The organism is Pannonibacter sp. CBAS1226 (assembly GCF_055685825.1).
Window position 1 is genome coordinate 16,720 of sequence record NZ_JBVOUO010000018.1, and the last position, 25,458, is coordinate 42,177.

25 protein-coding genes, 1 tRNA gene and 1 pseudogene are annotated in these 25,458 nt (G+C 61.7%); 16 read left to right on the top strand and 11 right to left on the bottom strand.

Annotated elements, in window-relative coordinates; genetic code table 11:
• Positions 1–69: 69 nt before the first annotated feature.
• From AC0CMF_RS24275 to AC0CMF_RS24290, 4 genes are all read left to right on the top strand, one after another.
• Positions 70–381, top strand: a complete 312-nt coding sequence (locus tag AC0CMF_RS24275; protein WP_058900546.1) for an ArsR/SmtB family transcription factor — start codon at positions 70–72, stop codon at positions 379–381.
• Between the two features lie 4 nt (positions 382–385).
• Entirely contained in the window at positions 386–937 is a 552-nt protein-coding gene (locus tag AC0CMF_RS24280) for an SRPBCC family protein (RefSeq protein ID WP_374630654.1), read from the top strand.
• 41 nt (positions 938–978) lie between these two features.
• Positions 979–1,422 (top strand): VOC family protein, encoded by a 444-nt coding sequence (locus AC0CMF_RS24285; RefSeq protein ID WP_374630652.1) that lies wholly within the window; start codon positions 979–981, stop codon positions 1,420–1,422.
• Positions 1,423–1,556: 134 nt separating this feature from the next.
• Positions 1,557–2,384, top strand: coding sequence for an APH(3') family aminoglycoside O-phosphotransferase (locus tag AC0CMF_RS24290; protein ID WP_374630650.1), 828 nt, complete (start codon positions 1,557–1,559; stop codon positions 2,382–2,384).
• A gap of 631 nt (positions 2,385–3,015) precedes the next feature.
• Here AC0CMF_RS24290 and AC0CMF_RS24295 read toward each other — a convergent pair.
• Entirely contained in the window at positions 3,016–3,606 is a 591-nt protein-coding gene (locus AC0CMF_RS24295; protein WP_374630649.1) for a TetR/AcrR family transcriptional regulator, read from the bottom strand.
• A 77-nt stretch (positions 3,607–3,683) separates the two neighbouring features.
• Here AC0CMF_RS24295 and AC0CMF_RS24300 point away from each other — a divergent pair, with 77 nt between their 5' ends.
• The 3 genes from AC0CMF_RS24300 (at position 3,684) to AC0CMF_RS24310 (ending at position 5,205) form a co-directional block, all read left to right on the top strand.
• A complete protein-coding gene (locus AC0CMF_RS24300; RefSeq protein WP_122519182.1) occupies positions 3,684–4,631 on the top strand; it encodes an alpha/beta fold hydrolase in 948 nt (315 codons plus the stop codon).
• A gap of 128 nt (positions 4,632–4,759) precedes the next feature.
• Positions 4,760–4,942 carry a hypothetical protein gene (locus tag AC0CMF_RS24305; RefSeq protein WP_374630647.1) on the top strand — a complete coding sequence of 61 codons (183 nt, stop codon included), beginning with the start codon at positions 4,760–4,762 and terminating at the stop codon, positions 4,940–4,942.
• The gene (locus AC0CMF_RS24310) at positions 4,939–5,205 is read left to right on the top strand and encodes an MFS transporter (protein WP_374630645.1); all 267 of its coding nucleotides are present in this window, start codon (positions 4,939–4,941) and stop codon (positions 5,203–5,205) included. The genes AC0CMF_RS24305 and AC0CMF_RS24310 overlap by 4 nt, the downstream gene beginning before the upstream one ends.
• Positions 5,206–5,233: 28 nt before the next feature.
• Here the strand turns inward: AC0CMF_RS24310 and AC0CMF_RS24315 are convergent, their stop codons facing one another.
• The 6 genes from AC0CMF_RS24315 to AC0CMF_RS24340 form a co-directional block, all read right to left on the bottom strand.
• On the bottom strand, positions 5,234–5,809 hold the full coding sequence (locus AC0CMF_RS24315) for a hypothetical protein (RefSeq protein WP_374630643.1): 576 nt from the start codon (positions 5,807–5,809) through the stop codon (positions 5,234–5,236).
• Positions 5,810–6,279: 470 nt separating this feature from the next.
• Complete coding sequence (locus AC0CMF_RS24320) at positions 6,280–6,558, bottom strand: hypothetical protein (RefSeq protein WP_163001188.1); 279 nt, start codon at positions 6,556–6,558, stop codon at positions 6,280–6,282.
• Between the two features lie 9 nt (positions 6,559–6,567).
• Positions 6,568–6,915, bottom strand: coding sequence for a hypothetical protein (locus AC0CMF_RS24325; protein ID WP_163001189.1), 348 nt, complete (start codon positions 6,913–6,915; stop codon positions 6,568–6,570).
• 970 nt (positions 6,916–7,885) lie between these two features.
• Complete coding sequence (locus tag AC0CMF_RS24330; RefSeq protein ID WP_058898083.1) at positions 7,886–8,656, bottom strand: helix-turn-helix transcriptional regulator; 771 nt, start codon at positions 8,654–8,656, stop codon at positions 7,886–7,888.
• A 360-nt stretch (positions 8,657–9,016) separates the two neighbouring features.
• Complete coding sequence (locus AC0CMF_RS24335; RefSeq protein ID WP_374630640.1) at positions 9,017–9,634, bottom strand: hypothetical protein; 618 nt, start codon at positions 9,632–9,634, stop codon at positions 9,017–9,019.
• Positions 9,635–9,997: 363 nt separating this feature from the next.
• Positions 9,998–10,087, bottom strand: a tRNA-Ser gene (locus tag AC0CMF_RS24340).
• 357 nt (positions 10,088–10,444) lie between these two features.
• On the opposite strand from AC0CMF_RS24340, the gene AC0CMF_RS24345 reads away from it, so the two are divergent.
• The 6 genes from AC0CMF_RS24345 (at position 10,445) to pabB (ending at position 16,891) form a co-directional block, all read left to right on the top strand.
• Complete coding sequence (locus tag AC0CMF_RS24345) at positions 10,445–10,765, top strand: hypothetical protein (protein WP_058898081.1); 321 nt, start codon at positions 10,445–10,447, stop codon at positions 10,763–10,765.
• Between the two features lie 64 nt (positions 10,766–10,829).
• Positions 10,830–11,516, top strand: coding sequence for a peptide-methionine (S)-S-oxide reductase MsrA (msrA, locus tag AC0CMF_RS24350; RefSeq protein ID WP_374630638.1), 687 nt, complete (start codon positions 10,830–10,832; stop codon positions 11,514–11,516).
• Entirely contained in the window at positions 11,516–12,160 is a 645-nt protein-coding gene (locus AC0CMF_RS24355) for a hypothetical protein (protein ID WP_374630636.1), read from the top strand. The genes msrA and AC0CMF_RS24355 overlap by 1 nt, the downstream gene beginning before the upstream one ends.
• 242 nt (positions 12,161–12,402) lie before the next feature.
• On the top strand, positions 12,403–13,917 hold the full coding sequence (locus AC0CMF_RS24360) for a methyl-accepting chemotaxis protein (protein ID WP_374630634.1): 1,515 nt from the start codon (positions 12,403–12,405) through the stop codon (positions 13,915–13,917).
• A 70-nt stretch (positions 13,918–13,987) separates the two neighbouring features.
• On the top strand, positions 13,988–14,962 hold the full coding sequence (locus AC0CMF_RS24365; protein WP_374630632.1) for a zinc metalloprotease HtpX: 975 nt from the start codon (positions 13,988–13,990) through the stop codon (positions 14,960–14,962).
• 138 nt (positions 14,963–15,100) lie between these two features.
• Positions 15,101–16,891, top strand: coding sequence for an aminodeoxychorismate synthase component I (gene pabB / locus AC0CMF_RS24370; RefSeq protein ID WP_374630630.1), 1,791 nt, complete (start codon positions 15,101–15,103; stop codon positions 16,889–16,891).
• A 64-nt stretch (positions 16,892–16,955) separates the two neighbouring features.
• Here the strand turns inward: pabB and AC0CMF_RS24375 are convergent, their stop codons facing one another.
• The gene (locus AC0CMF_RS24375) at positions 16,956–17,765 is read right to left on the bottom strand and encodes a class I SAM-dependent methyltransferase (RefSeq protein WP_094463478.1); all 810 of its coding nucleotides are present in this window, start codon (positions 17,763–17,765) and stop codon (positions 16,956–16,958) included.
• A 119-nt stretch (positions 17,766–17,884) separates the two neighbouring features.
• Here AC0CMF_RS24375 and AC0CMF_RS24380 point away from each other — a divergent pair, with 119 nt between their 5' ends.
• The 3 genes from AC0CMF_RS24380 (at position 17,885) to AC0CMF_RS24390 (ending at position 20,915) form a co-directional block, all read left to right on the top strand.
• Entirely contained in the window at positions 17,885–19,018 is a 1,134-nt protein-coding gene (locus AC0CMF_RS24380) for an ABC transporter substrate-binding protein (protein WP_058898074.1), read from the top strand.
• Between the two features lie 77 nt (positions 19,019–19,095).
• A complete protein-coding gene (locus AC0CMF_RS24385) occupies positions 19,096–20,163 on the top strand; it encodes a FecCD family ABC transporter permease (RefSeq protein WP_050474541.1) in 1,068 nt (355 codons plus the stop codon).
• Complete coding sequence (locus tag AC0CMF_RS24390) at positions 20,157–20,915, top strand: ABC transporter ATP-binding protein (protein ID WP_058898073.1); 759 nt, start codon at positions 20,157–20,159, stop codon at positions 20,913–20,915. The genes AC0CMF_RS24385 and AC0CMF_RS24390 overlap by 7 nt, the downstream gene beginning before the upstream one ends.
• Before the next feature lie 90 nt (positions 20,916–21,005).
• Here AC0CMF_RS24390 and pheT read toward each other — a convergent pair whose 3' ends face one another.
• From pheT to AC0CMF_RS24405, 3 genes and pseudogenes are all read right to left on the bottom strand, one after another.
• Positions 21,006–23,423, bottom strand: a complete 2,418-nt coding sequence (pheT, locus tag AC0CMF_RS24395) for a phenylalanine--tRNA ligase subunit beta (protein WP_374630625.1) — start codon at positions 23,421–23,423, stop codon at positions 21,006–21,008.
• A gap of 72 nt (positions 23,424–23,495) precedes the next feature.
• Positions 23,496–24,578 (bottom strand): phenylalanine--tRNA ligase subunit alpha, encoded by a 1,083-nt coding sequence (gene pheS / locus AC0CMF_RS24400; RefSeq protein WP_374630624.1) that lies wholly within the window; start codon positions 24,576–24,578, stop codon positions 23,496–23,498.
• Between the two features lie 484 nt (positions 24,579–25,062).
• Positions 25,063–25,359: pseudogene (locus AC0CMF_RS24405) on the bottom strand (branched-chain amino acid ABC transporter permease); the annotation flags it as partial.
• Positions 25,360–25,458: the final 99 nt, after the last annotated feature.

Sequence of the window (25,458 nt, forward strand, 5' to 3'; positions counted from 1 at the left end):
CGCGCATTCATGAAGCGATGCCTGTCGTATGCCTTGACAGGTATATACCTTGATCGGCATATTGCAGCCATGCACCTAGATCCATTCTCAGTTCTTGCCGAGCCCGCGAGACGCAACATCCTCGACCAGCTGCGTTTGGGAGAAACCAGCGTGACAGACCTCGTCGACAGGCTGGATCTGCCGCAACCCAGTGTCTCGAAGCACCTGAGGGTGTTGCGCGAGGCCGGCTTCGTCAGCAGCAAGGTTGCGGCACAACGGCGGATCTATCGGCTCGAGCCAGAGCGGATCAGGGCCATCGACGAATGGTTGGCCCCCTATCGGGCAATGTGGACAAAATCGTTGGATGCCCTGGAGCGGCATCTCGACACGATGGAGGACTGATCGAATGGGGCGCAAGGATTTTAAGTGTGGCCCACTGGCCGAGGTCAGGCGGGAGTCCGGTGACGGCGAAGCAACTTTGATTTTCCGGCGCAACCTCGCCCATCCACCCGAGAAAGTGTGGCGTGCGCTCACTCAACCCAATGAACAGATTGAATGGATGCCGTTCGTTTCGGACCGCGACATTGGAACCCCCGGCCCTTTCTTTCTGCGCATGACGGATCATGAAGAGGCCGGGGAAAGTGCTGCAGAAGTCTTGAAAGCCGAGCCTGCGCGCCTGTTGCAATACACATGGGGCGATGACGTCCTGACCTGGGAACTCGAACCCAGAGGAAGCGGCACGCGTTTGACATTGCGTCATCGCACGAACGTTCCGGAGCATTTTGCCAGCTTTGCTGCTGGTTGGCACATCTGCATCGACGTCATGGTCCGTTTCCTTGACGGTAACCCGGTCGGGCCAATCGTCGGCGAGGCAGCAATGGAATTTGGCTGGCAGGATCTCCACGAAGCCTATTCGGAAATTCTTGCTGCAGCGCTGGACAACACAACGCAAGCTTAGTTTCTCGGCGCTCAGAGACCTCTCATTGACAGGAGAAGAAAATGAACTCCGGCCAAGTGAAGATAAGAACCACGGTTCTCTGCCTGCCGGTTAGCGACCCTGGCCGCAGCCTTGCTTTCTATCAAAACGTGTTCGGGTATCGCGATGCCGCGATTGAAGACGGGATCATCGCCCTCGAACTCCCCAGTCTCTCCCTGTTTCTGATGGAAAGAACCGCCTTTGAAGCTTACAGCCGGAAAGCCGGTCGTGGCGTTCAGTTTCCCGGTGCAGATTGCGGCGCGATCATCAGTTGCGCGATGACGACCCGAGATGCTGTTGATGCAATGATGAAGGCCGCCCCATCCCATGGCGGTTCCGTGTCAGGTCGGCCGGCGATTGATGAGGCGTCGGGAGGCTATACCGGTTACGTGACTGATCCCGACGGTTATCTGTGGGAGCTGGTGTTCCCGCTGCAAAGATCGGAAGCAGCTGACGCATTCGGATGACTGGCTTCGATCGTGGGTGACTTCATGGCGCGACCTCAGGCATTGCATATCCGGCAGTGCATGAACTTGGCATGTAGCCCCAATGCCCCGAGCAATGCAGATATCGTCGTGTTAAACGCATAGAGAGGAGCCGTATGGCAATGGAGCTTTCTGCGGGCCTGACAGACGTATTCGCAGGAGGACTGCCGGGCGGCGATCTTCCGCACGTGCTACACGAGCGCCTAAAAGGCTATTCGGGCACAGCAATTTCGACCGGGCGTTCGTCCGCGAATGTCTTCCGCATGGCCGGGTCCGGGGTGCCGGCGTTGTTTCTCAAACACGGGTTCGGGGAAGGCGCCGCTGAGATTGAGGCGGAGGCCAGCTGCCTGCGCTGGCTCAAGAGCGAAGGGATCGCTTGTGCGGAGGTGATCGAGCAAGTGACCACCGATGGAAGCGTTTGGCTGCTGTCGAGCGAGGTGACCGGAAGGGATGTCGCTACGTCGATGCAACTCGCTCCGAACGAGGTTGTAGCCATTGCCGCAGAAGGTCTCCGCCGGCTGCACGCCTTGAACCCTTCCAAATGTCCGTTTGATCAGCGGCTTGACCGCCGGATTGATCTGGCGCGCGAACGCGTCGAAATGAACCTCGTGGACGAGACCGATTTTGACGCCGAGCGCATGGGGCGAACTGCACGTTCAGTTTTTGAGGATTTGATCGCGCATCGACCGCGCGCAGAGGAACTGGTGGTGACCCACGGCGATGCCACCTTCGAGAACCTCATGCAATGCGATGGCCGCTTCTCAGGCTTTGTCGACTGCGGCCGGCTAGGCGTTGCCGATCGATATCGGGACCTTGCCTTGATCGCCCGAAGCATCGAGGACCGGCTGGGCCGGCAGTGGGTTCGAACCTTCTTCGATATCTATGGTTGCCACTACGACGAAACTCGCATTCGTTACTATCAGATCCTCGACGAATTCTTCTGAGTTCAGCTTCGGATTATCCGTGTCCTGCTCCCCTGAATTTCACCGCAGTGGATTTTCCGAAGCCGAGCGGGTGAAGTGCACCCCGACTTTGGGCCAGCGTGAGCTGGAATTTTCCGGGGTTATGGCTCAGGTCGGCGGTGGTGCCGATGAGCCGTCCATGAGCTCATCAGTTAAGTCAGCAGGGGGTGAGTTTTTCCGATACCAAGGCATCCCTGAGCGCTTGTGCATTTGACCTGTATTTAGCAATCGACCCCTTGCTGTACCCTTCAGATTCGATGACTTCGGCGAAGTGGTCAGCATGGTTGATCCGGTTTGGCAAAGATCCGTTCGCGCGAGATGGCTGCGTTTTCATAAGCTTTTCCTTCAGTTGGTTGAAGGTTGTGCTTATGCCAGATCAACGAAGCGGACGCTCACGAGGCCAGGATAGATCGGCATAATGCAGACAAAGAAGTCTTCACCAAAGGCTTGGGCTATCTGCCTTCACACGGCACTGTTATCCACGCCCGCAATATGTGCGCATGGTAAAAGTGCGCTTTCTTCCTGCTCCATCGCCGCATGCCCTTCGGGTTTGTTCAGTCCGTCATCGAGCGATCGCGCTCGTTGGTTTCACGAAGCGTATACGGCGCTGATCTTACGCCAGTGATCTGGCCGAAATCCCTGCAGTTGCTTCCTTGGCGATGATACGTAAGTCCTCCAGTGTTGCGCCGTCTCGCGCCTGGATCGACATTCCCTGCTGAATGGCGAAGAGAAGGGATGCGAGTTGCGCTGCTTCCTTGGGAGCTAGCCACCTGCCCAAAGCCTCCGCCATGTTGTCGCGCAGGCCCCTGCGTCGCTCGGCCAGGTTGTGATGGAGAGCCTTGTGCTCCTCGGCGCACTCGACGAGGCCCGTCGAAATCATGCATCCACGCTCTTCCGTCGTCACGGCACGGGCCGCGGCATCGAGCAAGCCCTCCACGGCCTGCTCAAGCGTCTCGGCCCCTTCGATCCCGTCCAGGGCGCCCGACAAGGTGGAGTAATGATCAAGCGCTTCGCGGTAGAGGCCCGCCTTGTTGCCGAACGCGGCGTAGAGGCTGGGCGGCGCGATGCCGATCGCCTTGGTAAGCTCGGAAATGGAAACCCCCTCGTACCCATGCAGGCGGAACAGGCGCATGGCGGTCTGAATGGCCTCATCACGATCAAAGCTGCGGGGGCCGGAAGACCGGCGTGTCGTCTTCTTATCCATAGTGATCACTAAATACTTTTTGATGCAGGATGTCAATTCACTTAAATGTAGTGATCCCTACAAATAAGGATCAATCCATGAGCAAACTTCCCTTTCCCACCGTTTCTGGCTTCGGCTCCGTCCACGGCGTGCCGAGCTTGCCGCATGGGTTCGCCGGCACCTTCGACAGCTACAAGGTGCCCACCGGCGAGATCGACCTTCACGCGGTCATTGGCGGTGAAGGCCCGCCGCTCCTTCTGCTGGGAGGATGGCCGCAGAACTGGTACATTTGGCGCGAAGTGATGCTGCCGTTGGCTCGGCAGTTCACCGTGATCGCCCCTGATCCGCGCGGCCTTGGCATCTCCGACAAGCCCGAAGGCGGCTACGACACCGGCACCATGGGGCGCGACCTCTTCGGCCTGATGTCAACCCTTGGCCACGAGCGTTTTGCCATGGTTGGACACGACTGTGGCATGTGGACGGGCTATGCCATGGCGGCGGACCAGCCTGAACGGATCGACCGTGTCGCATTAGGCGAAGCAATCGTTCCGGGTGTGGCCGTCTCTCCGCCATTGATCGCCGAAGACCGGATGCTTAATGATTTCTTGTGGCACAATAACTTCTGCCGCGTGCGCGGGATAAACGAAGAGTTGGTCGCGGGCCGCGAGGAAATCTTTTTCGACTACCAGTTCACCAAGATCCCGGTGCCCAACCCTATCCCGGCTGATATCAGGACCTTCTATATCGATCTCATCAAGCGCGATCGCGGCACGCTCCGGGCGAGCTTCGAATACTACCGCGCGATCGACGAGGACATTCCGGCAAACCAGGCTCGAATGCAGACGATGTTGCCGATGCCGGTCCTTGGTTTCGCCGGGGCGCTTGCCTGCGCCGGAGCGGTCGAAGACCAGCTTCGCACAGTCGCGGACGACGTCGAATGCCACATCATACCCGATTGCGGGCACTTCGTTCCTGAAGAGACCCCTGAGGCGCTCCTCGACCTGCTCGTGCCGTTCCTAGAGCCCTACCGCAGAGCCGCAGCCTGAGCCGGCGGATGATCGGCACACGCGGCACCCCGCCTGTGCCGGACCCCTAAAGTTCGGCCCGCCGCCGCCCGTAAGGGCTCCGGGGCGGGCAGTCTACCCCTTTTTTCACAGCCCCCGAGATCACGACGATGACAACCGCACCCGCCTCCGTCCGCGACGGGAAGCCCGACGATACGTCCGGCATAGATTCCAACTGGTCTGCGGTCCTCTCTTTGGCGATGGGCATCTTCGGCCTTGTGGTCGCCGAATACCTGCCCGTCAGCCTGCTGACGCCCTCGCGATCAGCGAGGGACAGGCAGGACAGGCCGTGACCGCCACCGCCGGTGTCGCCTTGTTGTCGGGTTTGATAGTTCCATCCGTACTGCGGCGCACTGACCGGCGGCTGATTCCTCTGGCCTTCACGGCGCTCTTGATCCTGTCGAGCGTCTTGGTCGCGATGGCCGAAACCCTGCCGGTCCTTCTTGCCGCACGCGTTCTTCTCGGCGTTGCACTTGGCGGCGGTTCTGGGTTCTCGCGGCGGCGCCTTCGATGCGGCTCGTTCGCGAAAAGCATGTCCCCCGCGCGTTATCGCTGATCTTCTCGGGGTCCCCGTGGCTCTAATCTCAGGGGCCGCAGCGGGAAGCTACCTCGGAGAGCTTTTCGGATGGCGCGCGGTTTTCTTGATCGCCGCCGGGTTTGGCATCCTCAATGCCTTCCTGCTCTCCGACCATCCCGCCAATGAGATAGCAGGCCGGATGCCCGATGGCGCAAAGGACAGCGCCGAGCCGGTTTCGTCGGGACGCATCGCCATAGAGGAAGGCGATATGGTCAGCTCTCGCCTGAGCCAGTTTCCGCCAGAAAGCCGTCGCGCGCGGCGAGCGGCGCATTTTGCGGACAACGGGCAATCCCCATGCGTGATAGCCGCGCACGTGCCGCTCGGTCAGATGCTCCTCGACATAGCGCGCGCCCAGGAGATAGTCGGCACGGTCGAACAGGCCCTGCCGTACCAGTTCGGTGCAGATCACTTTGTCTTTCTTTTCGGTTTTCGGTGATGATGACGAGGCGGCCTTTTGAGCGGCTTTTAGCCTGTCTTTCTCAAGTTCCTTTTCTATTCTGGCGCGTTCGTCGGCCATCGGGTTCCCGCTTGCGCCAAGTCCCATGGCTTTATGGTAGTCTTGTAGATAGTTGTCCTTGCTCATAGCTGTCTCCTTTGCTGTAGCGTGTTGCGGACAGGCGAATGCGGATCAGAGATAAGGTCGAAGGGACGCCCTCGATTGGAAGATGCCGCGGGTCTAGCTAGACAGGCCCGGTGCGGAAATGGCCGTTGTCATTGCAGTTGGCCGCATATCGTCGGACAGATCGAGCGCAATCGGCTGATGCGCCGCCATGCCGTTGACTGATTGTTGCTCGTTGGCCAGTTCGGGAATAAGCGCACGGAAGTTGCGGGCGTGCACTGAATGCCAGCGATGTCCTGAGACAGTAATTCCCTGACAGGCGGCCCACCCTGATGGGTGTGGCCGCCTAAAGTGCGTTCATTTGATTTGCTGTCTCGGGTAGAGGGTTAAACCTACAAAAGCCCTTCATCATACCAGGATACGCGTCTCCAGAGCCATTGACACGAGACATTCGCGTGAGCTGCATTTCAGGATGTCAAAATCCGCTAATTTATTCAGTAAGCGGGTTTGGGCTTTACAAGTACCTTGAAGAAAATAGCAACTGGATGCGACGGTTTTATTCCAGCGGCCCTCTTTGTAATTTCTTTGGCTAACTCCTTGGCTCCAGCATCAACGCCTGGGTCACCCTTTGCTGCTTTCTTCACCTCATTGAGGTTCTGTTGATTTATCCGTGCTGCATCTCGTATGGCAATGTCTGGCTCGGCTCGTGCGGCGTTATTGAAGGCAAAGCTCATCGCGCTGGCAAGAAGTCCAGCAAAAATTGAAATACGCATGGCCTTCCCCTATCTCTTTTGAGCGGTGTAAGTGGGCTTCATTGTTGCAATAGTCGTTTGGATTACGTTATTTCGGACTTCAGTGTAAACTTCTGATTGAACCGAACGCCATCCGTGCCGCGACTTGACTTGCTCTACAAGCTCATTGACGTATCTTTTGAGCTCACTTTCGCAGCTGGCGATTCCGCTTTCGAGGGCTTTTTCCGCAGAGAGGCCACTGTAGTAAAGCTTGGTGGCCTGAACGTCCGTACAAGCCATGAATTTCATATGAGGATCACTTAACCTCTGCGCAGATGCGTCAAAGGGTAGCGCAATTACAGAAAGCATGGCCATAAATAGATGTAGTGTTTTTCGCATGTTATCCTCCTATTTTCATGTGTTTGTTGCCTATGTTTTACATATTTTTATTAGAAATTAAAATAAATGCATTAAGTACTAAGGTTTTGAGTTTGGTTCATGTTCGTATGTGGTTAAATCTAAATAAAACTGAAAGACAACCATCAATCTTGATAGGGTGAAGGTTGTCTAAAAGATTAATTAAGACCAATTCGGAGTCTCTGCATTCTAATCGGGGATGGGGAGAATTGGCAGATTCACCTAAGCCGTAGATGTGCGCATTGAGCCGCAGTGCTCCTGATCTGTATTAAATCTAGCAAGAGAAGCGGTTGGGTGAGGAAGTTTCTTTGGTCAATAATGCCTTGAGCTTGGCACATGCAGAACGGCGTTCTACCGCCGCATCGCCGTACTGAATCGTCAAAATGTTGGCTTGGCGGATAGAGAAAATGCAAAAAAGTGCACAGGCCGAGATAGATAATAATTGTATTGACAATCCACGCCTTCATGACCCGCGCCTTCTGCTCTATTCGTCTGCGAGAGTTCCATTTTCTAGTTTATGCGTCTCGAAACGGCGGCAATGCTTCGATTCTTGTCGGCCCACCCCGTTATATGGTCGAGCTCCCCTACGGGAGCATTACAAGACCTCGTTACGACTATTCGAGAATTGGCGGGCATATGAAATATAGACTCGCAGTATTGAGCGCCATTTTGCTCAAACCAAGAAACCACGTCGCCGCTCTTCTCGGATGAATTCGCAACTACAAATTCAAAAACATCCCCACGCCAAACAAAATTACCGGTGGATAATCCTTCTGCTCTATTTGAGCACGCAGAGAGCACGGCAGTCTCTAGCGAAATCCCCAATATTGAGCCAACAATATTCTTTCCGAACATACCCCCCTGACCTGATCGGGGAGCGGCAGACCCTGCCATAATGCAGCCCAAAGCTCACCCGAACCTTGAATCTAACGGGCGACGGGGAATCTCATAACTATCGAGTCTGATAGGGTGCCTTGATGAGTTGCGGCATGATCAACTGGAGTTGGATGGCTTTGATGACAGCAAGCAAGCGCCCGTTCACACCGAGCTTGGCGAAGATGTTCTTCCAGTGAAACCGAACGGTAGCAGGGGATACGCCCAGGATCTGACCGATGTCGCTATCCGACTTGTTCTCGGCCGCCCATAGCAGAACCTCGCGCTCGCGGAGCGTGAGGGGAGGGATCTGCGGTCTCTCATAGAAGCTCATGTATTTTTCATGAAAGAAGGTCGCGAGAAGAAAGACCTCGGCCATATCTTCGTAACGGCGTTCCTTCTCGCCTTTCGTGCGCGAAAGACCCACCGCAGCCATCTCGCCCAGCGGGCTGACATAGGAAATGCCGATCCCGTCGGCCACGCCTGCTTCCGCCGCCTCATTCATCATGCGCAGGGATTCTCGCACCTGCTCGTCCGTCAGGCCGCTGCCCCCGCGCAAACGGTCCAATACGTCCCCCCAAAAGAACGGGGTCGGGCTTTGCAAGAGACGCTGCCAAACCGGATCGATGCCCTGATATTGCCGGGCGTTATAGAAGTCGAGCCAGTCCTGCGGGTAGCTAGCGGCAAGGCCGTGTGTGGATTTCTCCCCGATGGATGGATGATCGGTCAGCAGTGTGTAGACATTGCTGTCATAGCCGTAATCCAGCATGAGTGCGTTGAACGTTCCAAATGCCTCATCCTGCGAGTCCGCCGACTGGATCAGAAAAACCTTGTCCCCCAAAGTGTTCATGTCTGTCCTATCCCTGCGATGCGCTCCATTTCTCTGGTAGAACGCCGGATTGTCACCACGGAATATTCATGGCAACTGACATAGCGTCAGTCCATTCCTTTATCACCATGTTCGACATAGCGACGTAAGGCAAATCCCGTTTGACCAGATCGGGGAATGCGAATGCTCCAAGCAGAAGCCGAGCCGCAACCTTTGGGCTTTCGCCTCGGCTCGTACATGTGGCACGAGCCAACATACCTTATCGCAGGTGGCGGGCAACAATGGAATCTGAGCCCTGCGGAGCCGGGTGGAAGTCATCAAGATAGGGCACGAAAAACGCCGCCACTCCGGCCGGGGTGGCGGCGCGTTTTTTGCTCGGGATCAATACCGCTCGGTACGGCCGCTGGCTGGAAACGCCATATAACGGGGAAGCCAGTTCTTGACCTCTGGTCGGCGCTGGTCACTCAAGCAGTCATTGACGATCTGCTTTTGCACCTTGGCGGTCGAGACGGTATGTGCATCGGCGGCATGGCCGCCCGCAATCTCGCGCACCATTCCATTGATCGCGGCCTTGTCGCGCAAAAAGTCGAAGAACGTGCCGTCCGGCGTCCACCAGTTGCGCATATCGGTGCCGATCAAGCCACCAAGCGTATCCACCATATCCGTGTGCGCTTCGAGCGTTTCGGCCATGACGAAGGACAGGACGCGCAGGACCGTTTCATCCTCCATTGTCAGGAGCGACTGAAAAATGTCGGCGAGCGAGCGCCTGCGCGCAAAGTAGACTTGCGCGTTCTGCGTGATCGGCTCGTCCGCACCGTCTACCGATCCCTTCGCCTGTTGCCGTGCTTCTTTCTCGGTCAGCCAGTCCTCATGGAAGGTAGCTTCCCCGTCCTGCGTGATAGCGGCATAAACCCTGCCGCCCTTTTTCTTGAACAGTGCCCACAAGGATTTCCGCTGGCGAGGCGCTGATTGACCAGTTTTTCGGTAACGGCGAACCATGCCGCGATCTAGGCAACACTCAGGTCGATTCCCCGCGACAAGATCGAGGGCGAGTTTGAAACGCTGCTCCAGTCTACGAGCCCAGAATCGCCAAGTTGGCAAAGGAGAAGCTGATGGCGGCTGAAAAGCTCGGTCAGAAGCCCGGTCCGAAGCGCAGCTTTGAGGAAATGTTCGAACACGCCAGCGCGTTTCTCTCAAGTGATTCTAATATCTGGAAAAATCCTAGCGCAGCAGCCAAGAAAATCGTGCTGAAACTGGCCTATACCGAGCGTCTGGAATACACGCGTGAATCGGGTTTTCGAACACCGAAAACTACCTTGCCATTCAAGGTGTTACGGGATTTTTTGTCGAGTGAAAGTAGAATGGCGGACAGAGAGGGATTCGAACCCTCGATACGGTTTCCCGTATACACGCGTTCCAGGCGTGCGCCTTCAACCACTCGGCCACCTGTCCGTCCGCAGCGGGCTTGCCGCTTGGAGTGGGCGGAATATACCCAGATGGACGCGGAGTGCAAGGACCGGCGGCAAATTTTTTCCAGCTTTTCAGGGCGTTGCTGCTTCGGGGCCGCAAAGGGTCGCGGGATGCCGCAGAAAGTGGCGGAAAGCTGCGGTGTTTTGAAGGTGTTCAGGCGGGGTGCAGAGCCTTCAGGGCCGGGGAAAACTTTGCCGTAGCAGCTTCATCTGCTTTGCGGGATGGTCTTTTGCAGCAAAATCTGAAAAAAGCAGTGAGGCTGGGCTGCGGGCATCAGGCGAGGCCGCGCCGGACCGGTGGCCGCAGTGCCCGGCCGTGGAAATGGGAGGCTCTGGACGCATGTTTGCCCTCTTGCGCCTGGTGTTGCGATTGGCCGGGTTCTTTCTGCTCGGTGTTGCCGTGGTCGCGGCGGTGGTGGATGGAAGCCGCTCCGTGGCGGCGTCCGGTTTCTCCTTCACGCCGCTGGCGGAAGTCTGGGCCGAGTTTTCCGCCGAAAGCCTCGCCCTTGCCGGCAAGGCAGTCGTGACCCATGTGGGGTCCTGGGCGTGGGACTGGGTGATCGGCGCCGTCTTGTCCCTGCCCGTCTGGGCGGTGGCGATGCCTGCAGCCTTTCTGCTGCTGGCGGCAGGCTCCGCCCGCACGCGCCGCGAGATCATCTGATGCCGTGAAAGGCTGTCCTGTTTCGACCGGGCCGCCGCCATCTGTCTCACAGGGAGTGCAAGACATGTCCTTCATGACCATGCTGAGCCGGAAATTCGTTCTGCCATCGGCGGCCGAGGCCCTGCCGGGCCGGGCCGAGCCTGTCCGCCTGACGCAGCCGCATGCGGTGCTGGGCCGTCCGCTGACACCGCCCTGGCCGGAGGGGATGCAGGCCGTTTGCTTCGGCATGGGCTGTTTCTGGGGGGCGGAACGGGCCTTCTGGAGCCTTGAAGGCGTTCATGTCACGGCGGCCGGTTATGCCGGGGGGCACACGCCGAACCCGACCTATAACGAGGTCTGCACCGGCCGCACGGCCCATGCGGAGGTGGTGCTGGTGGTGCATGATCCCAGGGTTCTGCCGCTGGCCGCGCTGCTGAAGCTCTTCTGGGAGCGGCATGACCCCACCGAGGGCATGCGTCAGGGCAATGATGTGGGCACGCAATACCGTTCGGTGATCTATCTGCCGGATGAGGCCGCTTTGGCTGAGGCTGAGGCCTCGCGCGCGGCCTATGCGGGCGATCTGCGGGCGGCCGGGCGCACACGCGCCATCACCACGGAACTGGCCACCGGCGTTCCGTTCTATTTTGCCGAGGACTATCACCAGCAGTATCTGGCGAAAAATCCGAACGGCTACTGCGGGTTGCGCGGCACGGGCGTCGTCTGTTCGCCCGCAGCGCACATGCCGGAAAGCGCAGAGGAGAGCGGGGCCTGATGCTGGACCGCACCCGGGACGTTGCAGGTGGAACTTACCTTTTGACCGGCAGCCCGCAGAACGGGCTGGCAGCCCCCCAGGGCGCGCCGCCGGGCGTCATTCTGCGAGCGATGATTCTTGACGGGGTGATCACCGCGCGTGCGGCGCTGAAGGGGCAGCCGGACCGCGAGGCCATGGCCGCCGCACGCCGGGAACTCAGGGAAGCGCGCTGGTGCTTCAAGGTCTTCCGCAAGGCCATGGGCCCAGCCTATCCGGCCCGGGCGGCCCGGCTGCAGGCCGCCTCCCGCGCCATGAAGCATCTGGCTCGTCTTCTGGCCGTTGAGACGGCACCGGACCCTGCGGCCCTGGCCGAACTCTCGGCGGCGGCAGACGCGCTGCTGCGCCGCTGCGAGGGGGATGCGGTGTCTTTGGCGCCGTTTCAGGCGGATGAGGCCCGCTGCAAGGCCTATCTGCGCAAGCTGCGGCGCAAGGCAGCTGACGAGACGAAAAGGCAGGATGCCCCCTTGCTGCAGGAAGGTGAGGCTGAAGCCCGCTGGCAGCGCCGGCAGGCGCAGATCGCGCTCATCCAGCATGTGCTGGCCTGGGCCGGGCTCCTGCCCGAGGCTGAGGCCGTGGCGACGGCCGAGGCTGTGCAGGGCCCTTGAGGGGATGAGACAAAGGCCGGGCGCTGCAGCCAGCCGGTAAATCCTGCCTTCGTCCGCTTGCAGTTTGCGTTATATTCACACATCGTTAAGCATGATCAGCCTAGCGTTATCTTGGCTGGGGCGTGTCTTTCGTCCGGCTGGCGGTGCCGTCAGCCTTTCCCCGTCCGAACCTTGTGAAAACCGCTGCCGGATGACGGCTGCTGCGAGCGCAACCCGGAGGGTGCGCTGAAGGCGAGAACGGCATGATCCGCTACGACAGCCTGCGTGCTGCAGGCTTCAGGCTGCTGATGTTCTTCCTCTGGGCCAATGTTCTGGCCGTGACGGCGGCTGGCTGGTTCAATCCGCAGACCTCTGCTTCCATGGTTTCGGGCGCGGCGCTCATTCTGGGGGCCTGCGCCACGGCCCTGTGGCTGCGGGCGGAGCAGGGCACGGCGGCCCGCATGGCCGCGTCCGTCGTCATGGCCTGCCTGTCGCTTCTCTTGATGGCCTCTCTGACGGATGATCCGGCCTTCACCGCCTGGCAGAACCTGGCGCAGCTTTACGGTGTGCTGCTGCTGGCGGTGCTGGCGGCCGGGCTGGACTGGCGCATGACGGCGGCCTATGGCGCTGCAAGCGCTGCGCTGCATGTTCTGGCAGCGGCCCTTTACCCCTGGGCCGTTCCACCGGAAGGCAGCGGCTGGCCGCAGGTGCTGGCCTATGTGGCTGTGGTAGGCCTGTTTACGGGCGCGCTCTGCCGCTTCCTCGCGCATCTTCAGCATCTGGAGCAGGCGGACAATGCCGAACTGGCTGATGCTCAGCGGCATATCAGTGCGCTGGAGGCAGAACTGGCGATGGCGCGCCGGCCGGAACCCTCCGTGCCTGCCCTGCCTTTACCTGCCCCTGCCTCTCCTGAGCCGCTGCCCGAGAGGGGGCTGTCGGCGGCCTCTGCGTTGAAACGGGCCGAGCTGGAAACGGGCCTTGCGCTGATCTCGGGCCAGATCTCGGATCTGCGCCGTCAGGCGGCAGCGCTGGCCGCGCGCATCGGAGAGGGCGCCCAAGGCAGCGCCGGGCTGGGCGGCACCGGCAGTGCCACATCGGGCCGGATCGAGAAGATCGCCAATGCCTCGGGCGAACTGGCGGCCTCTGTCGGCGAAATCGCGCGCAAGGTTGCGGGGGCCTCGGGCGCCATCTCCGAGGCGGCGCGGGGCACGGAAGTCTCCAGCCAGCGCATCACCAGCCTTGCCGGTTCTGTGGGCCGCATCGGCGAGGTGGTGGGCATGATCCAGGCCATCGCCGGGCAGACCAATCTTCTGGCGCTCAATGCCACCATCGAGGCAGCCCGTGCCGGTGCTGCCGGGCGCGGCTTTGCCGTTGTCGCCTCGGAGGTGAAGGATCTCGCCACCCAGACAGCCAAGGCCACGAGCGACATCACCGCCCAGATCAACGCCATCGCGGCGGAGACGAAGGGCGCGGTCGAGGCCATCGGCGGGATCACGTCCGTCATGGGCACGCTGGATGAAAGCACGGCAGAGATTGCCCGTGCCATCGCCGCACAGGAAGAAACGGCCACCCGCCTTGAAGCAACCGCCCGCGATGTGCTGGATGGCAACAGCCGCCTTGCCGGAGAGACCGGGGCCCTCTTCGCGCTGACGGCCAGCCTCGGCGCCTCGGCCTCGTCGCTGCAGCAGGGGCTGGCCGAGCTGGAAGCGCAGGCGGCAAAGCTGCGCGATGCGCTGGAAACCGAGGACGGCAGAACCCACGGCGCCTTTGCCGCGTGAGGCAAGGCCTCCGCAAGGGTGATTGGCGTCAGGGGATGACTTTGGCAGCCGATGCGCCTACCTATTCTTCATGAGCCAGAACACAGTCCTTGATGCGGCGCTGCGCAGGCGGCGCGGGTTTGAAAACCGGTTGCACACGGCATTGCTTGCCGCAGGCAGTCTGATGCTGCTTGTGGTCTGCGCCTATGTGCTGGGCGGGCAGACCGGCGTGTTGTGGGCGCTGGGCGGCGGTGGCTTCATGCTCTACGGGGCGATGAATGTGTCGCCCGCGCTGGTGCTGCGGCTCTACAAGGCGCGGCATCTGCCGGAACATGTGTTTCCCGAGGGCCATCAGGTGCTGACGGTGCTCGCCCGCCGGGCGGGCCTGCCGGCCGTGCCGAAGCTCTATTACGTGCCAAGCCGGATGATGAATGCCTTTGCCGTGGGCCGGGCGGAGGATGCGGCCGTCTGTGTGACGGACGGGCTGATCCGCGGGCTCACCTTGCGCGAGTTTGCGGGCGTCATGGCGCATGAGGTCAGCCACATCCGCAATGGCGATGTTCGGGTGATGGCGCTGGCCGATATCGTGGCGCGGCTCACCTCCTCCATGTCTTTCGTGGGTCTGTTCCTGTTCTTCTTCCACATCCCGTCGATGATCGCGGGCGGTGCGGGTGTGCCGTGGGTGCTGATCGTGCTGCTGATGGCAGCGCCCACCGTGGGCACGCTGCTGCAGCTGGCGCTGTCGCGCACAAGGGAGTTTGATGCCGATCTGGGCGCGGCGGAACTGACCGGCGACCCGGACGGCCTTGCCTTTGCCCTGATGAAGCTGGAACGGGTGCAGGGCCGCATGTGGGAGGCGATGGCCCTGCCGGGCGCGCGCATCCCCGAGCCGTCGATCCTGCGCAGCCACCCGAAGACCGAGGAGCGGGTGCAGCGCCTGCGCGAACTGAAGCTCCATGGCGATCCGCTGGTTTTCGATCACGGCGCACCGGTGGCCGGAAAGTCCTTCGTGCCCAACATTGGCAAGCCGCGCTTCCGCGCCCGCGGGCTTGGGGTGTGGTACTGAGCCTGCCGGCTGACGCAGAAGCGGGATGGAATGCCGCTTTGGGGCTTGCCCTTGCGGGATGAGCGCGGCATGTATCCGCCTCCATACCAGACGGATGCTCCCTTGACCGGCACTCACGCGACAGATCCCGGACACTTCTTGGCGCCCTTGCCCGCCGGCACGGTGCTGCTGGTGGATGCGTTGAAGACGGGCAGGGCGACGTTATTCTCCGCGCCGCGCCGTGTGCTCGCCTGCCGCGCAGTGCAGGAGGTTCCGGCGTTCCTGGCACAGCTTGAAGCAGCCCGGAAGGACGGCGCGCATCTGGCCGGGTTCTTCGCCTATGAATTCGGCTTTGCCTTCGAGCCGAAGCTGGCGGCAAGCCATCAGGATACGGGGGAGCTGCTGGCCTGGTTCGGCGTTTACGATGCGCCGCAGGAGCTGGCACTGGCAGAGGTCTTTGCGCTGCTGGCAAAGGCTTCCGGCGGGGCAGAGGCGTCTGTCTCCGGCTTCACCTACGACATGGACCGGGCGCGTTATGCTGAGGCTTTTGCCGCCGTGCAGCACCATCTGGCGGTGGGGGATATCTATCAGGCAAATCTCACCATGCGCGCCCGCTTTGCCCATCACGGGCCGGTGGAAGCGCAATTTGCCCGGCTGCTGCGCCGCCAGCCGGTGCCTTATGCGGCTTTCATCAAGCTGGAGGACCGGGCCATCCTCTCCCTGTCGCCGGAGCTGTTTCTGGAGCGCAAGGGCGAGGCGCTGCGCACCCGGCCGATGAAGGGCACCGCCCCGCGCGGCCGCGACACTGCGGAAGATGCCGCGATTGCCGAAAGCCTCGCCAGCGATCCGAAGCAGCGGGCGGAAAACGTCATGATCGCCGATCTCATGCGCAATGACCTGTCGCGGGTGACGGAGGCAGGTTCGGTTGCCGTGCATGATGTCTTTGCGGTGGAGCGCTATCGCAGCCTGCACCAGATGGTCACCGGCGTCTCCGGTCGGCTGCTGCCTGGCATGGAGCTTCCCGCCATCATCGAAGGCCTGTTCCCCTGCGGCTCGATCACGGGCGCGCCGAAGCTCAGCGCCATGCAGATCATCCGGGCGCAGGAAACGGGGCCGCGCGGCGTTTACACCGGCTCCATCGGCACCATTGTGCCGTCCGGTGATTTCAGCTTCAACGTCGCCATCCGCACGCTGGTGCTGAAAGAGGATGGCACTGGCGAGGCGGGCATCGGCTCGGGCGTGGTGTTCGATTCCGGCGCTGCGCCCGAGTATGACGAATGCCTTCTGAAGCTGCGCTTTCTGACGGCGCCCGATGAGAGTTTCGAGCTGATCGAGACGCTGGGCTGGACGCCGGAGGATGGCTATCTGCTGCTTGCCCGGCATCTGTCGCGGCTCACAGACAGCGCCCGCTATTTCGGTTTTGCCTGCGATCCGGCCGGCGTCGAGGCGCAGCTTGCGGCGTTGGCCAGGGGCTTCACGGGGCCGCAGCGGGTGCGCCTGCTGCTGGCGGCGGATGGGGCGGTGACACTGTCCCATGCGGATTTCGTGCCCACGGCACCGGAGGAGGTTTGGCCCGTCACCCTCGCGTCCGCACGCACTTCGGCCGAGGACCGGTTCTTCTTCCACAAGACCACCCGCCGCGCGCTTTATGACGACAGCCTCAAGGCAGCGATGGCGGCGGGGTTCAAGGAGATTCTGTTTGAGAACGAGGATGGCTTCCTGACGGAAGGCAGCTTCACCAACCTCTTCATCGCCCGCAATGGGCGTTTGCTGACGCCCGCACTGAAGCACGGCGTGCTGCCCGGCACGCTGCGGGCGGCGCTGCTGGACAAGAGGCTTGCCGTAGAAGCCGACCTGACGCGCGCTGATCTTGTCTCCGACGCCCCTGTCTATGTAGGCAACTCCCTGCGCGGCCTCGTGCGGGTGAATTTGGTGCTGCCGGAGGACTGAGCTCCTCGAGGAGCCGGCCTGAGACCAAGTCTTTGAGATCTGCCGGCATCCCGGTGCCCTGGTCTCAGTCCTTCCTTGCGCAAATGACGTAGCGGTGCTGGGTTTGGCGTTCCAGCCGCTTCAGAAAGCTGAAGTTGGCCTTTTGTGCCCGGTGGATTGCGCGCATGTCCGTATCGATGGTGATCTTGCTGAAACCCGCAGCATGGAGCAGATGCTGCACTTCGGCAGCCCTTGCTCCGCCCGAGAAATGCACCCGGGACAGGATGCTGCGGTGGGTTTCGATCTGACTGCTGGCCGGACCGTTCCGGGGGGATGCATCCGGGGCGGACGTGCGGCTGGCGATCCAGGCCGCACAGCGGCTGGCGAGCCGGGCGATCAGGCTCTGGTTGACGAAATCTCCGTCGATGATGATGAGGCTGCCGCCCGGCTTCAGCACCCTGTGCCATTCCCGGAAGCAGGCCAGAGGGTCCACCAGCGTCCACACCAGATGCCGGTTGGTGATCACGTCATAGCTTTCGTCCGGCTCCATTGTGTTTTCTGCATCACCCATGAGAAAGCGGATGGCACGGCCGCGCTCGCGCGCTTTTTTCCGCGCCCGTTCCAGCATTGGTTCAGCCCAGTCCATGCCGGTGACGGAAAAGCCGAGATCATCCAGAAGATGCGAGACGACGGCCGTTCCGCAGGCGAGGTCAAGCACTCTTCGTCCTGCCCCTTCGCCCAGATGCTTGCGCAACAGCCCGTGCCAGGCGGCCCGTTCCGCTTCGGAGAAAATCTCATGGCCGGGCTGCAGATCGAAGGTTTCGGCCCGCAAGGACCAGTAGGCCTGGATCTCTTCTCTGAGGTTATGGTTCGTACGAAAGGCAGCATCGTTCATCGCGGCTTGTTCCTGCAGGATGAAAGTCAATCTGGAAAGCTTCTAAAAGATAAAAGTTGACTTTGAAAGTCATAAAAAATAGTGCTCGTCTATATTTTCCGTCAGGAGATGCAATCGTGATGCAGTTCAAGAACGTGGCTTTTGCCGCGATGGCTTCGCTCGCCCTGGTTTCAGGCGCCATTGCAGCCGAAAAGATCAAGATCACCGACGTAACAGGCCGTGAAGTCGAAGTATCCGTGCCTGCACAACGCGTCATTCTCGGCGAAGGCCGCCAGATCTATTTCGTCGCCGCTCTTGATACGGAAGATCCGTTTGGCCGCGTTGCCGGCTGGCGGGACGATTTCAAGAAGGCGGATCTCGACGGCTACAACGCCTATCTCGAAAAGTTCCCCGGGATGGACAAGATCCCGACCTTCGGCGGCATGAAGGACGGCACCTTCGACATTGAACAGGCCGTGGCGCTGAAGCCCGACGTGATCATCATGAACACGGAAGCCAAGTCGGCGACCGAAGAGGCCGGTTACATCGAGAAGCTGGCCAAGGTCGGCATTCCGCTGGTCTACGTCGACTTCCGTGAGAAGCCGATGCAGAACACCGATGCATCCATGCATATCATCGGCCAGCTGCTGGGCAAGGAAGCACGGGCCGAGGAGTTCGTGGCCTTCCGACAGGCGCAGATTGCCAAGGTCACCGAGACGCTGGAGAAGGCGGCTGATCTGAAAAAGCCGCTTGTCTTCGTCGAACGCGCGGGGGGCTACAGCGAAGACTGCTGCATGTCCTTCGGCAACGAGAACTTCGGCAAGATGGTGGAACTGGCCGGCGGCGTGAACATGGGCACCGAGTTCATCCCGGGCACCTTCGGCACCGTCAATCCGGAACAGATCATTGCGTCGAACCCGGACCAGATCATCGTCACCGGCTCCAACTGGGAGCTTTACGTCCCGGGCGGCAGCTGGGTCGGCGTCGGTCCGGGTGCGGACCAGACGGAGGCCGTGCGCAAGCTGGGCAACCTGATGCAGCGCCCGGCCTTCACCGGGATCAAGGCCGTCCAGGACGGCAATGTCCACGCCATCTGGCACCAGTTCTACAACAGCCCCTATCAGTTCGTGGCTGTTCAGCAGATGGCCAAGTGGCTGCATCCGGAGCTGTTCAAGGATCTTGATGCGGATGCAACCTTCAAGGAACTGCATGACCGCTTCCTGCCGGTGGACTACCGTCCGGGCTATTTCGCCTCGCTGAAGTCCGCCGGATAACCGCCCGCACCCGTCTCATGCCCGGCGCCCCTGCATCCTGCGCGGCGCCGGGCCGCATTCTTGAGGGAGTGTCATCCATGGCAGTCATGGTGGATGAAGAGCTTGCGGCCGGAGGCAGCGCGCAGTACCGCGCTCTTGCCGCCCGGCGCCTTCTGTTTCTCGGAGCCATGCTGGGCGCTCTGCTTCTCAGCCTTGCCCTCGACATGGGCCTTGGGCCCGCCCGCTACACCGTTGGCGAGGTGATCTCCGCCATCGTCAGCCCGTCCACCGTGTCCGATCAGCTCCGGGTCGTCATCTGGGACATCCGTATGCCGATCGCGCTGATGGCGGTGACCGTCGGCGGCTGCCTGTCGCTGGCAGGGGCGCAGATGCAGACGATCCTCGCCAATCCGCTGGCCAGTCCCTTCACGCTGGGCATCTCCGCCGCTGCCGGTTTCGGCGCAGCGCTGGCGCTGGTGGGCGGGGTTGCGATCTTTCCGGCGGCGCTGCACTACATGGTGCCCATCAATGCCTTTCTGATGGCGATGCTGGCCTCGCTGTTCATCTATGGTGCCTCGAACCTGCGCGGCGTGACGGTGGAAACCATCATCCTGCTCGGCATCGCGCTGGTCTTCACCTTCAATGCGCTTCTGGCGCTCATGCAGTATCTTGCGTCCGAGCAGGCGCTTGCGGCGGTCGTCTTCTGGACCATGGGCTCGCTCACCAAGGCGACCTGGAGCAAGGTGGCGGTCACGGGGGCTGTTCTCCTTTTCTGTGCGCCGCTCTTCGCCCGTCAGGCCTGGGCGCTGACGGCCCTGCGCCTTGGTGATGACAAGGCTGCCTCCTTCGGCGTCAACGTCAAGCGCCTCCGGCTGGAGACGCTGTTGCTGGTCAGCTTGCTGGCTGCGATCCCGGTGTCCTTCGTGGGCACCATCGGTTTTGTCGGTCTCGTTGGACCGCATATCGCCCGGATGGTGGTGGGGGAGGACCAGCGCTTCTTCCTGCCCGCCTCGATCCTGTGCGGCGCGCTGCTGCTGTCGGCCACCTCGGTCGTCTCCAAGGTGCTGCTGCCGGGGGCGATCCTGCCCATCGGCGTGATCACGGCGCTGGTTGGCGTTCCCTTCTTCTTCTCCCTCATTTTCACCAACAGGAGGAAGGCATGGTAAGCGTCAGGCTTGAAACGCTCGGCGCGAAATACGGCCGGGCCACCGTTTTCTCGGATATCACCACGGGCGACATCAACGGCGGCGCACTGACAGCGGTCATCGGCCCCAACGCGGCGGGAAAGTCCACGCTGTTCAAGCGCATTGCCGGGCTCCTCAAGGGAGAGGGTGTGGTGCACGTGAGCGGTGCGGACAATCTGGACCAGCCGGTCTGCTACATGCCGCAGGATACGGGTGCCAATGCGGTGCTGACGGTCTATGAATCCGTCCTTCTTGCCGCCAAGCAGGGCGGAACCTGGAAGGTCGAGGCGGGCGAACTGGCGGAAATCGACCGGGTGCTGCACGCGCTCAAGATTACCGACCTGGCGTTCCGGGATCTTGGCCAGCTTTCCGGCGGTCAGCGCCAGCTGGTGGCCATCGCCCAGGCGCTGGTTCGCAAGCCGCGCGTGCTTCTGATGGACGAGCCCACGTCGGCGCTGGATCTCTTCCGCCAGATCGAGGTGCTGCAGTTCATGAAGAACCTTGCCGCTCGCGACGGCATGGCCGTGCTCATTGCGCTGCACGACCTCAACCATGCCATGCGCTACTGCGACCACGCCATGGTGGTTGCCAAAGGCACGCTGGTTGCCAGCGGCGCAGTTCAGGAGGTCATCACCCCAGCCATGCTGCGCGAGATTTACAAGGTGGAAGCCCGGATCGAACCCTGCACCCAGGGCCGCCCGCAGATCATTGTGGATGCGGCATTGGTGGCGTGAAAACCAGGCTCATTTAGCTGGCTAAATTCAAAACAAAGACCCCGCCGGAGCGGTCTCCGGCGGGGTCTTTTATCTCAGGGACTATCCCGGTCAGCCGCGCAGCGTGCCGCCGGTTGCCTTTTCGACGGCAGCGACGATCTTCTTCGCCACGGCCTCGATTTCCTCTTCCGTCAGCGTCTTGGCCTTGGGCTGCAGGGTCACGTCGATGGCGAGCGACTTCTTGCCTTCGCCGACGCCTGCGCCTTCGTAGATGTCGAACAGCGTCACGTCGCTGATCAGCACCTTGTCAGCACCCTTTGCCGCCTTCAGCAGCTTGTCGGCACTCACATCCGCGCTCACCACGAAAGCAAAGTCGCGGCGCACCGGCATCAGGTCGGCCACATCCAGCGCGCCCTTGGAGCGCGTTGCCTTGGCCTTGGATTCCGGCACGGCGTCGAAATGGATCTCGAAGCCGACCATCGGGCCTTCCGCATCCATCAGGCCGAGGGTGCGCGGGTGGATTTCGCCGAACACGGCCAGCGCCACCTTCGGACCCAGCTTCAGCGCGCCAGAGCGGCCCGGATGGAACCAGCCCGGGGCATCGGTGAAGACCTGCAGCTTGTCCACCGGCGCGCCGATGGCGGCGAGCACGGCTTCTGCGTCGGCCTTGGCATCGAACACGTCAACGCTCCCGGCGGCACCCGTCCAGTGGCGGCCGCCGCCGGTCATCTTGGCCGTGCCGCGGCGGATGCCGGCAGCCACCATGCGCTGGTCTTCCGGCGTGTCATCGATGAACACCTGACCGACCTCGAACAGCGCCACATCGGCAAAGCCGCGGTCGGCATTGCGCTGGGCAGCGGCGATGAGGCCCGGCAGCAGGCTGGGGCGCATGTTGGAAAGGTCTGCCGAAATCGGGTTGGCCAGTTCCAGCGCCGGATTGCCGCCGCCGAAGGCTTCCGCCTGATCCCTGGAGATGAAGGACCATGTGACCGCCTCGTCCATGCCGCGCGCGGCCAGCGTGCGGCGGGCGCGGGAGCGGCGGATCTGGCCGGTGGTCAGAACCTTGGCGCCGACAGAGCCGGAGCGCGGCAGCGGTACCGGGGCCACTCGGTCGAGGCCGACAATGCGCACCACTTCCTCGGCAAGGTCCGCCTTGCCTTCGATGTCCGGACGCCAGCTCGGCGGGGCAACGCGCACCACATCGCCTTGGCCGGTGGCCCAGAAGCCGAGAGCCTTCAGGATCATGTTGATTTCCACCTTGGAAATCTCCAGCCCGGTCAGGCGCTTCACTTCCGCATAGGGGAATTCGATGATGCGCACGTTCTCCGGCACGGTGCCGGTGGTGACGAGTTCGGACGCCTCGCCGCCGCACAGGTCGAGCACCAGCTGCGTCGCCATCTCAAGGCCGGGGATCATGAAGTCTGGATCAACGCCGCGCTCGAAGCGGTAGCGCGCATCGGTGTTGACGCCGAGCTTGCGGCCCGTGCGGGCAATGCCGTTCTCGTCCCAAAGGGCCGATTCGATCAGCACGTCCACGGTGGTCTCGTCACAGCCGGAATGCTCGCCGCCCAGAATGCCGCCCAGGGATTCGACGCCCTTGTCATCGGCGATGACGCACATGCTGCCGTCGAGCTGATAGGTCTTGCCGTTGAGGCCGAGGATTTCCTCTCCCTCCTTCGCCCGGCGCACCACCAGATTGCCCGCAACCTTGGCCGCGTCGAACACATGCAACGGACGGGCCTGATCAAAGGTCATGTAGTTGGTGATGTCCACCAGCGCGTTGATCGGGCGCAGACCGATGGCCTTCAGCCGGTCCTGCATCCACTTCGGCGAGGGGCCGTTCTTCACGCCGCGCACCAGCCGCAGGCCGAAGGCCTTGCACAGGGCTTCCGTATCGCCGAAGTCGAGCGTCACGTTCGTGGGGCAGGGGAAGCTGCCGCGCACCGGGGTGATCTTGCGCTCCTTCAGCTTGCCAAGGCCGGCCGCTGCCAGATCGCGGGCAATGCCATAGACGCCCGTGCAGTCCGGACGGTTCGGCGTCAGGCCGATCTCGATCACCGGATCATTGAGGCCGAGGTAATCGGCATAGGACATGCCGACCGGCGCATCTTCCGGCAGGTCGATGATGCCGTTGTGCTCTTCCGACAGCTCGAGTTCGCGCTCGGAGCACATCATGCCGAAGCTTTCCACGTCGCGGATCTTGCCGACGGAGAGGGTGACATCGAGGCCGGGCACATAGTCGCCGGGCAGGCCCAGCACGCCGACAAGGCCGGTGCGGGCATTGGGCGCGCCGCAGACCACCTGCATTAGGGTGCCGGAGCCATTGTCCACCTTCAGCACGCGCAGGCGGTCCGCGTTCGGGTGCTGCTCGGCGGAGACGACCTTGGCAATGCGGAAGGGCGCGAGCTTTGCCGCCGGGTCGGTGACTTCCTCGACTTCGAGACCGATCATGGTCAGGCGCTCGACGATCTCGTCCAGCGTTGCCTCGGTCTCCAGATGCTCCTTGAGCCAGGACAGGGTGAATTTCATCGGTGCAATCTCATCTTGTTGCCGCCCGGCTGCCGCCCGAAGGGGCGCCCGGCGCAGTCAGAAAATCAGGTCTCAGCTCGACAGGCCGCCGAACAGGGTCGGCAGGTCGAGGGGGCGGAAGCCGTAGTGCTTCAGCCAGCGCACATCGGCATCGAAAAAGGCGCGCAGGTCCGGCATGCCGTATTTCAGCATGGCGATGCGGTCGATGCCCATGCCCCAGGCAAAGCCCTGATACTCGTCCGGATCCAGCCCGCAGTTGCGGATGACATTGGGATGCACCATGCCGCAGCCGAGGATTTCCAGCCAGTCGTTGCCTTCGCCGAACTTCACTTCAGCACCGGAGCGGTCGCACTGGATGTCCACTTCCATGGACGGCTCGGTGAAGGGGAAGAACGACGGGCGGAAGCGCATCTTGATGTCGTTCACCTCGAAGAAGGCCTTGCAGAATTCTTCGAGGATCCACTTCAGGTGGCCCATGTGGCTGCCCTTGTCGATGACGAGGCCTTCCACCTGATGGAACATCGGCGTGTGGGTCTGGTCACTGTCGCAGCGGTAGGTGCGGCCCGGGATGATGACGCGGATCGGCGGGGTCTGCGTGCGCATGGTGCGGATCTGCACCGGCGAGGTGTGCGTGCGCAGCAGCAGCCGTTCGCCGTTTTCCTTCGGGTTGAAGAAGAACGTGTCGTGCATGTCGCGGGCCGGGTGGCCGAGCGGGAAGTTCAGCGCGGTGAAGTTCAGCTCGTCCGTCTCGATGTCCGGGCCTTCGGCAACGGCAAAGCCCATGTCGGCGAAGATGGCGGTCAGCTCGTCGATCACCTGCGCGATCGGATGCACGCGGCCCGTTTCGGCAGGGGCGGCCCGCAGCGGCAGGGTCACGTCCACCCGCTCGCTGGCCAGGCGCGCCTCAAGGGCAGCTTCCTTCAGCACCTCCTTGCGGGCGGCGATTTCGTCGGTGACGCGGGTCTTCAGGCTGTTCAGCGCCGGGCCCTTGCTCTGGCGCTCTTCCGGGCTCATTGAGCCCAGCGTCTTCATCAGTTCGGAGATGCTGCCCTTCTTGCCGAGGGCGGCAATGCGCACCTCCTCAAGGGCGGCCTCGGTTGCCGCCGCAGCAATGGCTGCGGAGATCTCGGAGTACAGGCTGTCGATATCGGACATGAGCTCTTCGGTCGTTGGTTGGCTGTGGCCGCCGGAGCGGGCCACGGGCTTGAGGCGAATGCAAGGATTGCGGGTCTTTTAGCAGAAAAGGCAGGCGATGCCACAGCCAAGCCACAGGGATGTGGCGGGCGGCAGGCCTGATGGCGGCCGGAAGCTGGGCAGGTGCGAAAAAGCTGCGTGCGCCCGGCTCAGGCCGAGCGGCTAAATCGTCCGCAGGCGGAGCCCTGCGCGGCGGTGTTGCGGAGACGGCGCACGGCAAAACGGCGCGCGCAAAGCTCATGCGCGGTGCCAGTCATGTTTGCGATGCAAGGTGCCAGTGTCACGGCCGTTTATCCCGCAGTCCGGTTTGGAAGCAGCGCGAGTATACGTGCCCGCCGCCCGATGGCAAGCCTGTTGGCGGCCGGAGCCATTCCGGTACCCGCACAGGCCGTGGTGTGTGAGCAGGCTTGTCCTGATGGGCAGCACAAAGGCATAGACAGGCTGGTCAGCTCCGCTTTCCCATCAGCCCCTGCACACGGCGGCTGATGGGAAACAGCTCCAGGCCGCGGCGTCTGCGAATGAGACCCCAGACGCCCGTGGGTGCTTTCAGCATGATGACGATAGCAACGGCTCCAAGGGCAATGAGATAGACCGTGCCCAGATCGGCGAGTGTTTCGCGCAAGGCGAAATAGATCAGCGTGCCGATAATCGGCTCCTCGATCGTGCCAACGCCGCCGATGACGACGATGAAGATGACGAAGGCCGTCCAGTCATTGGCAGAGAAGGCAGCATCCGGAGAAACTGGCCTCATCACTCAAGGCCAAGCCGCTTTCGTAGTGGCCCGTAACGCAGGAGCCTTGACCGCCTGCCCTCCGAGAGTTCGCGGGTAAGTATACAAAGG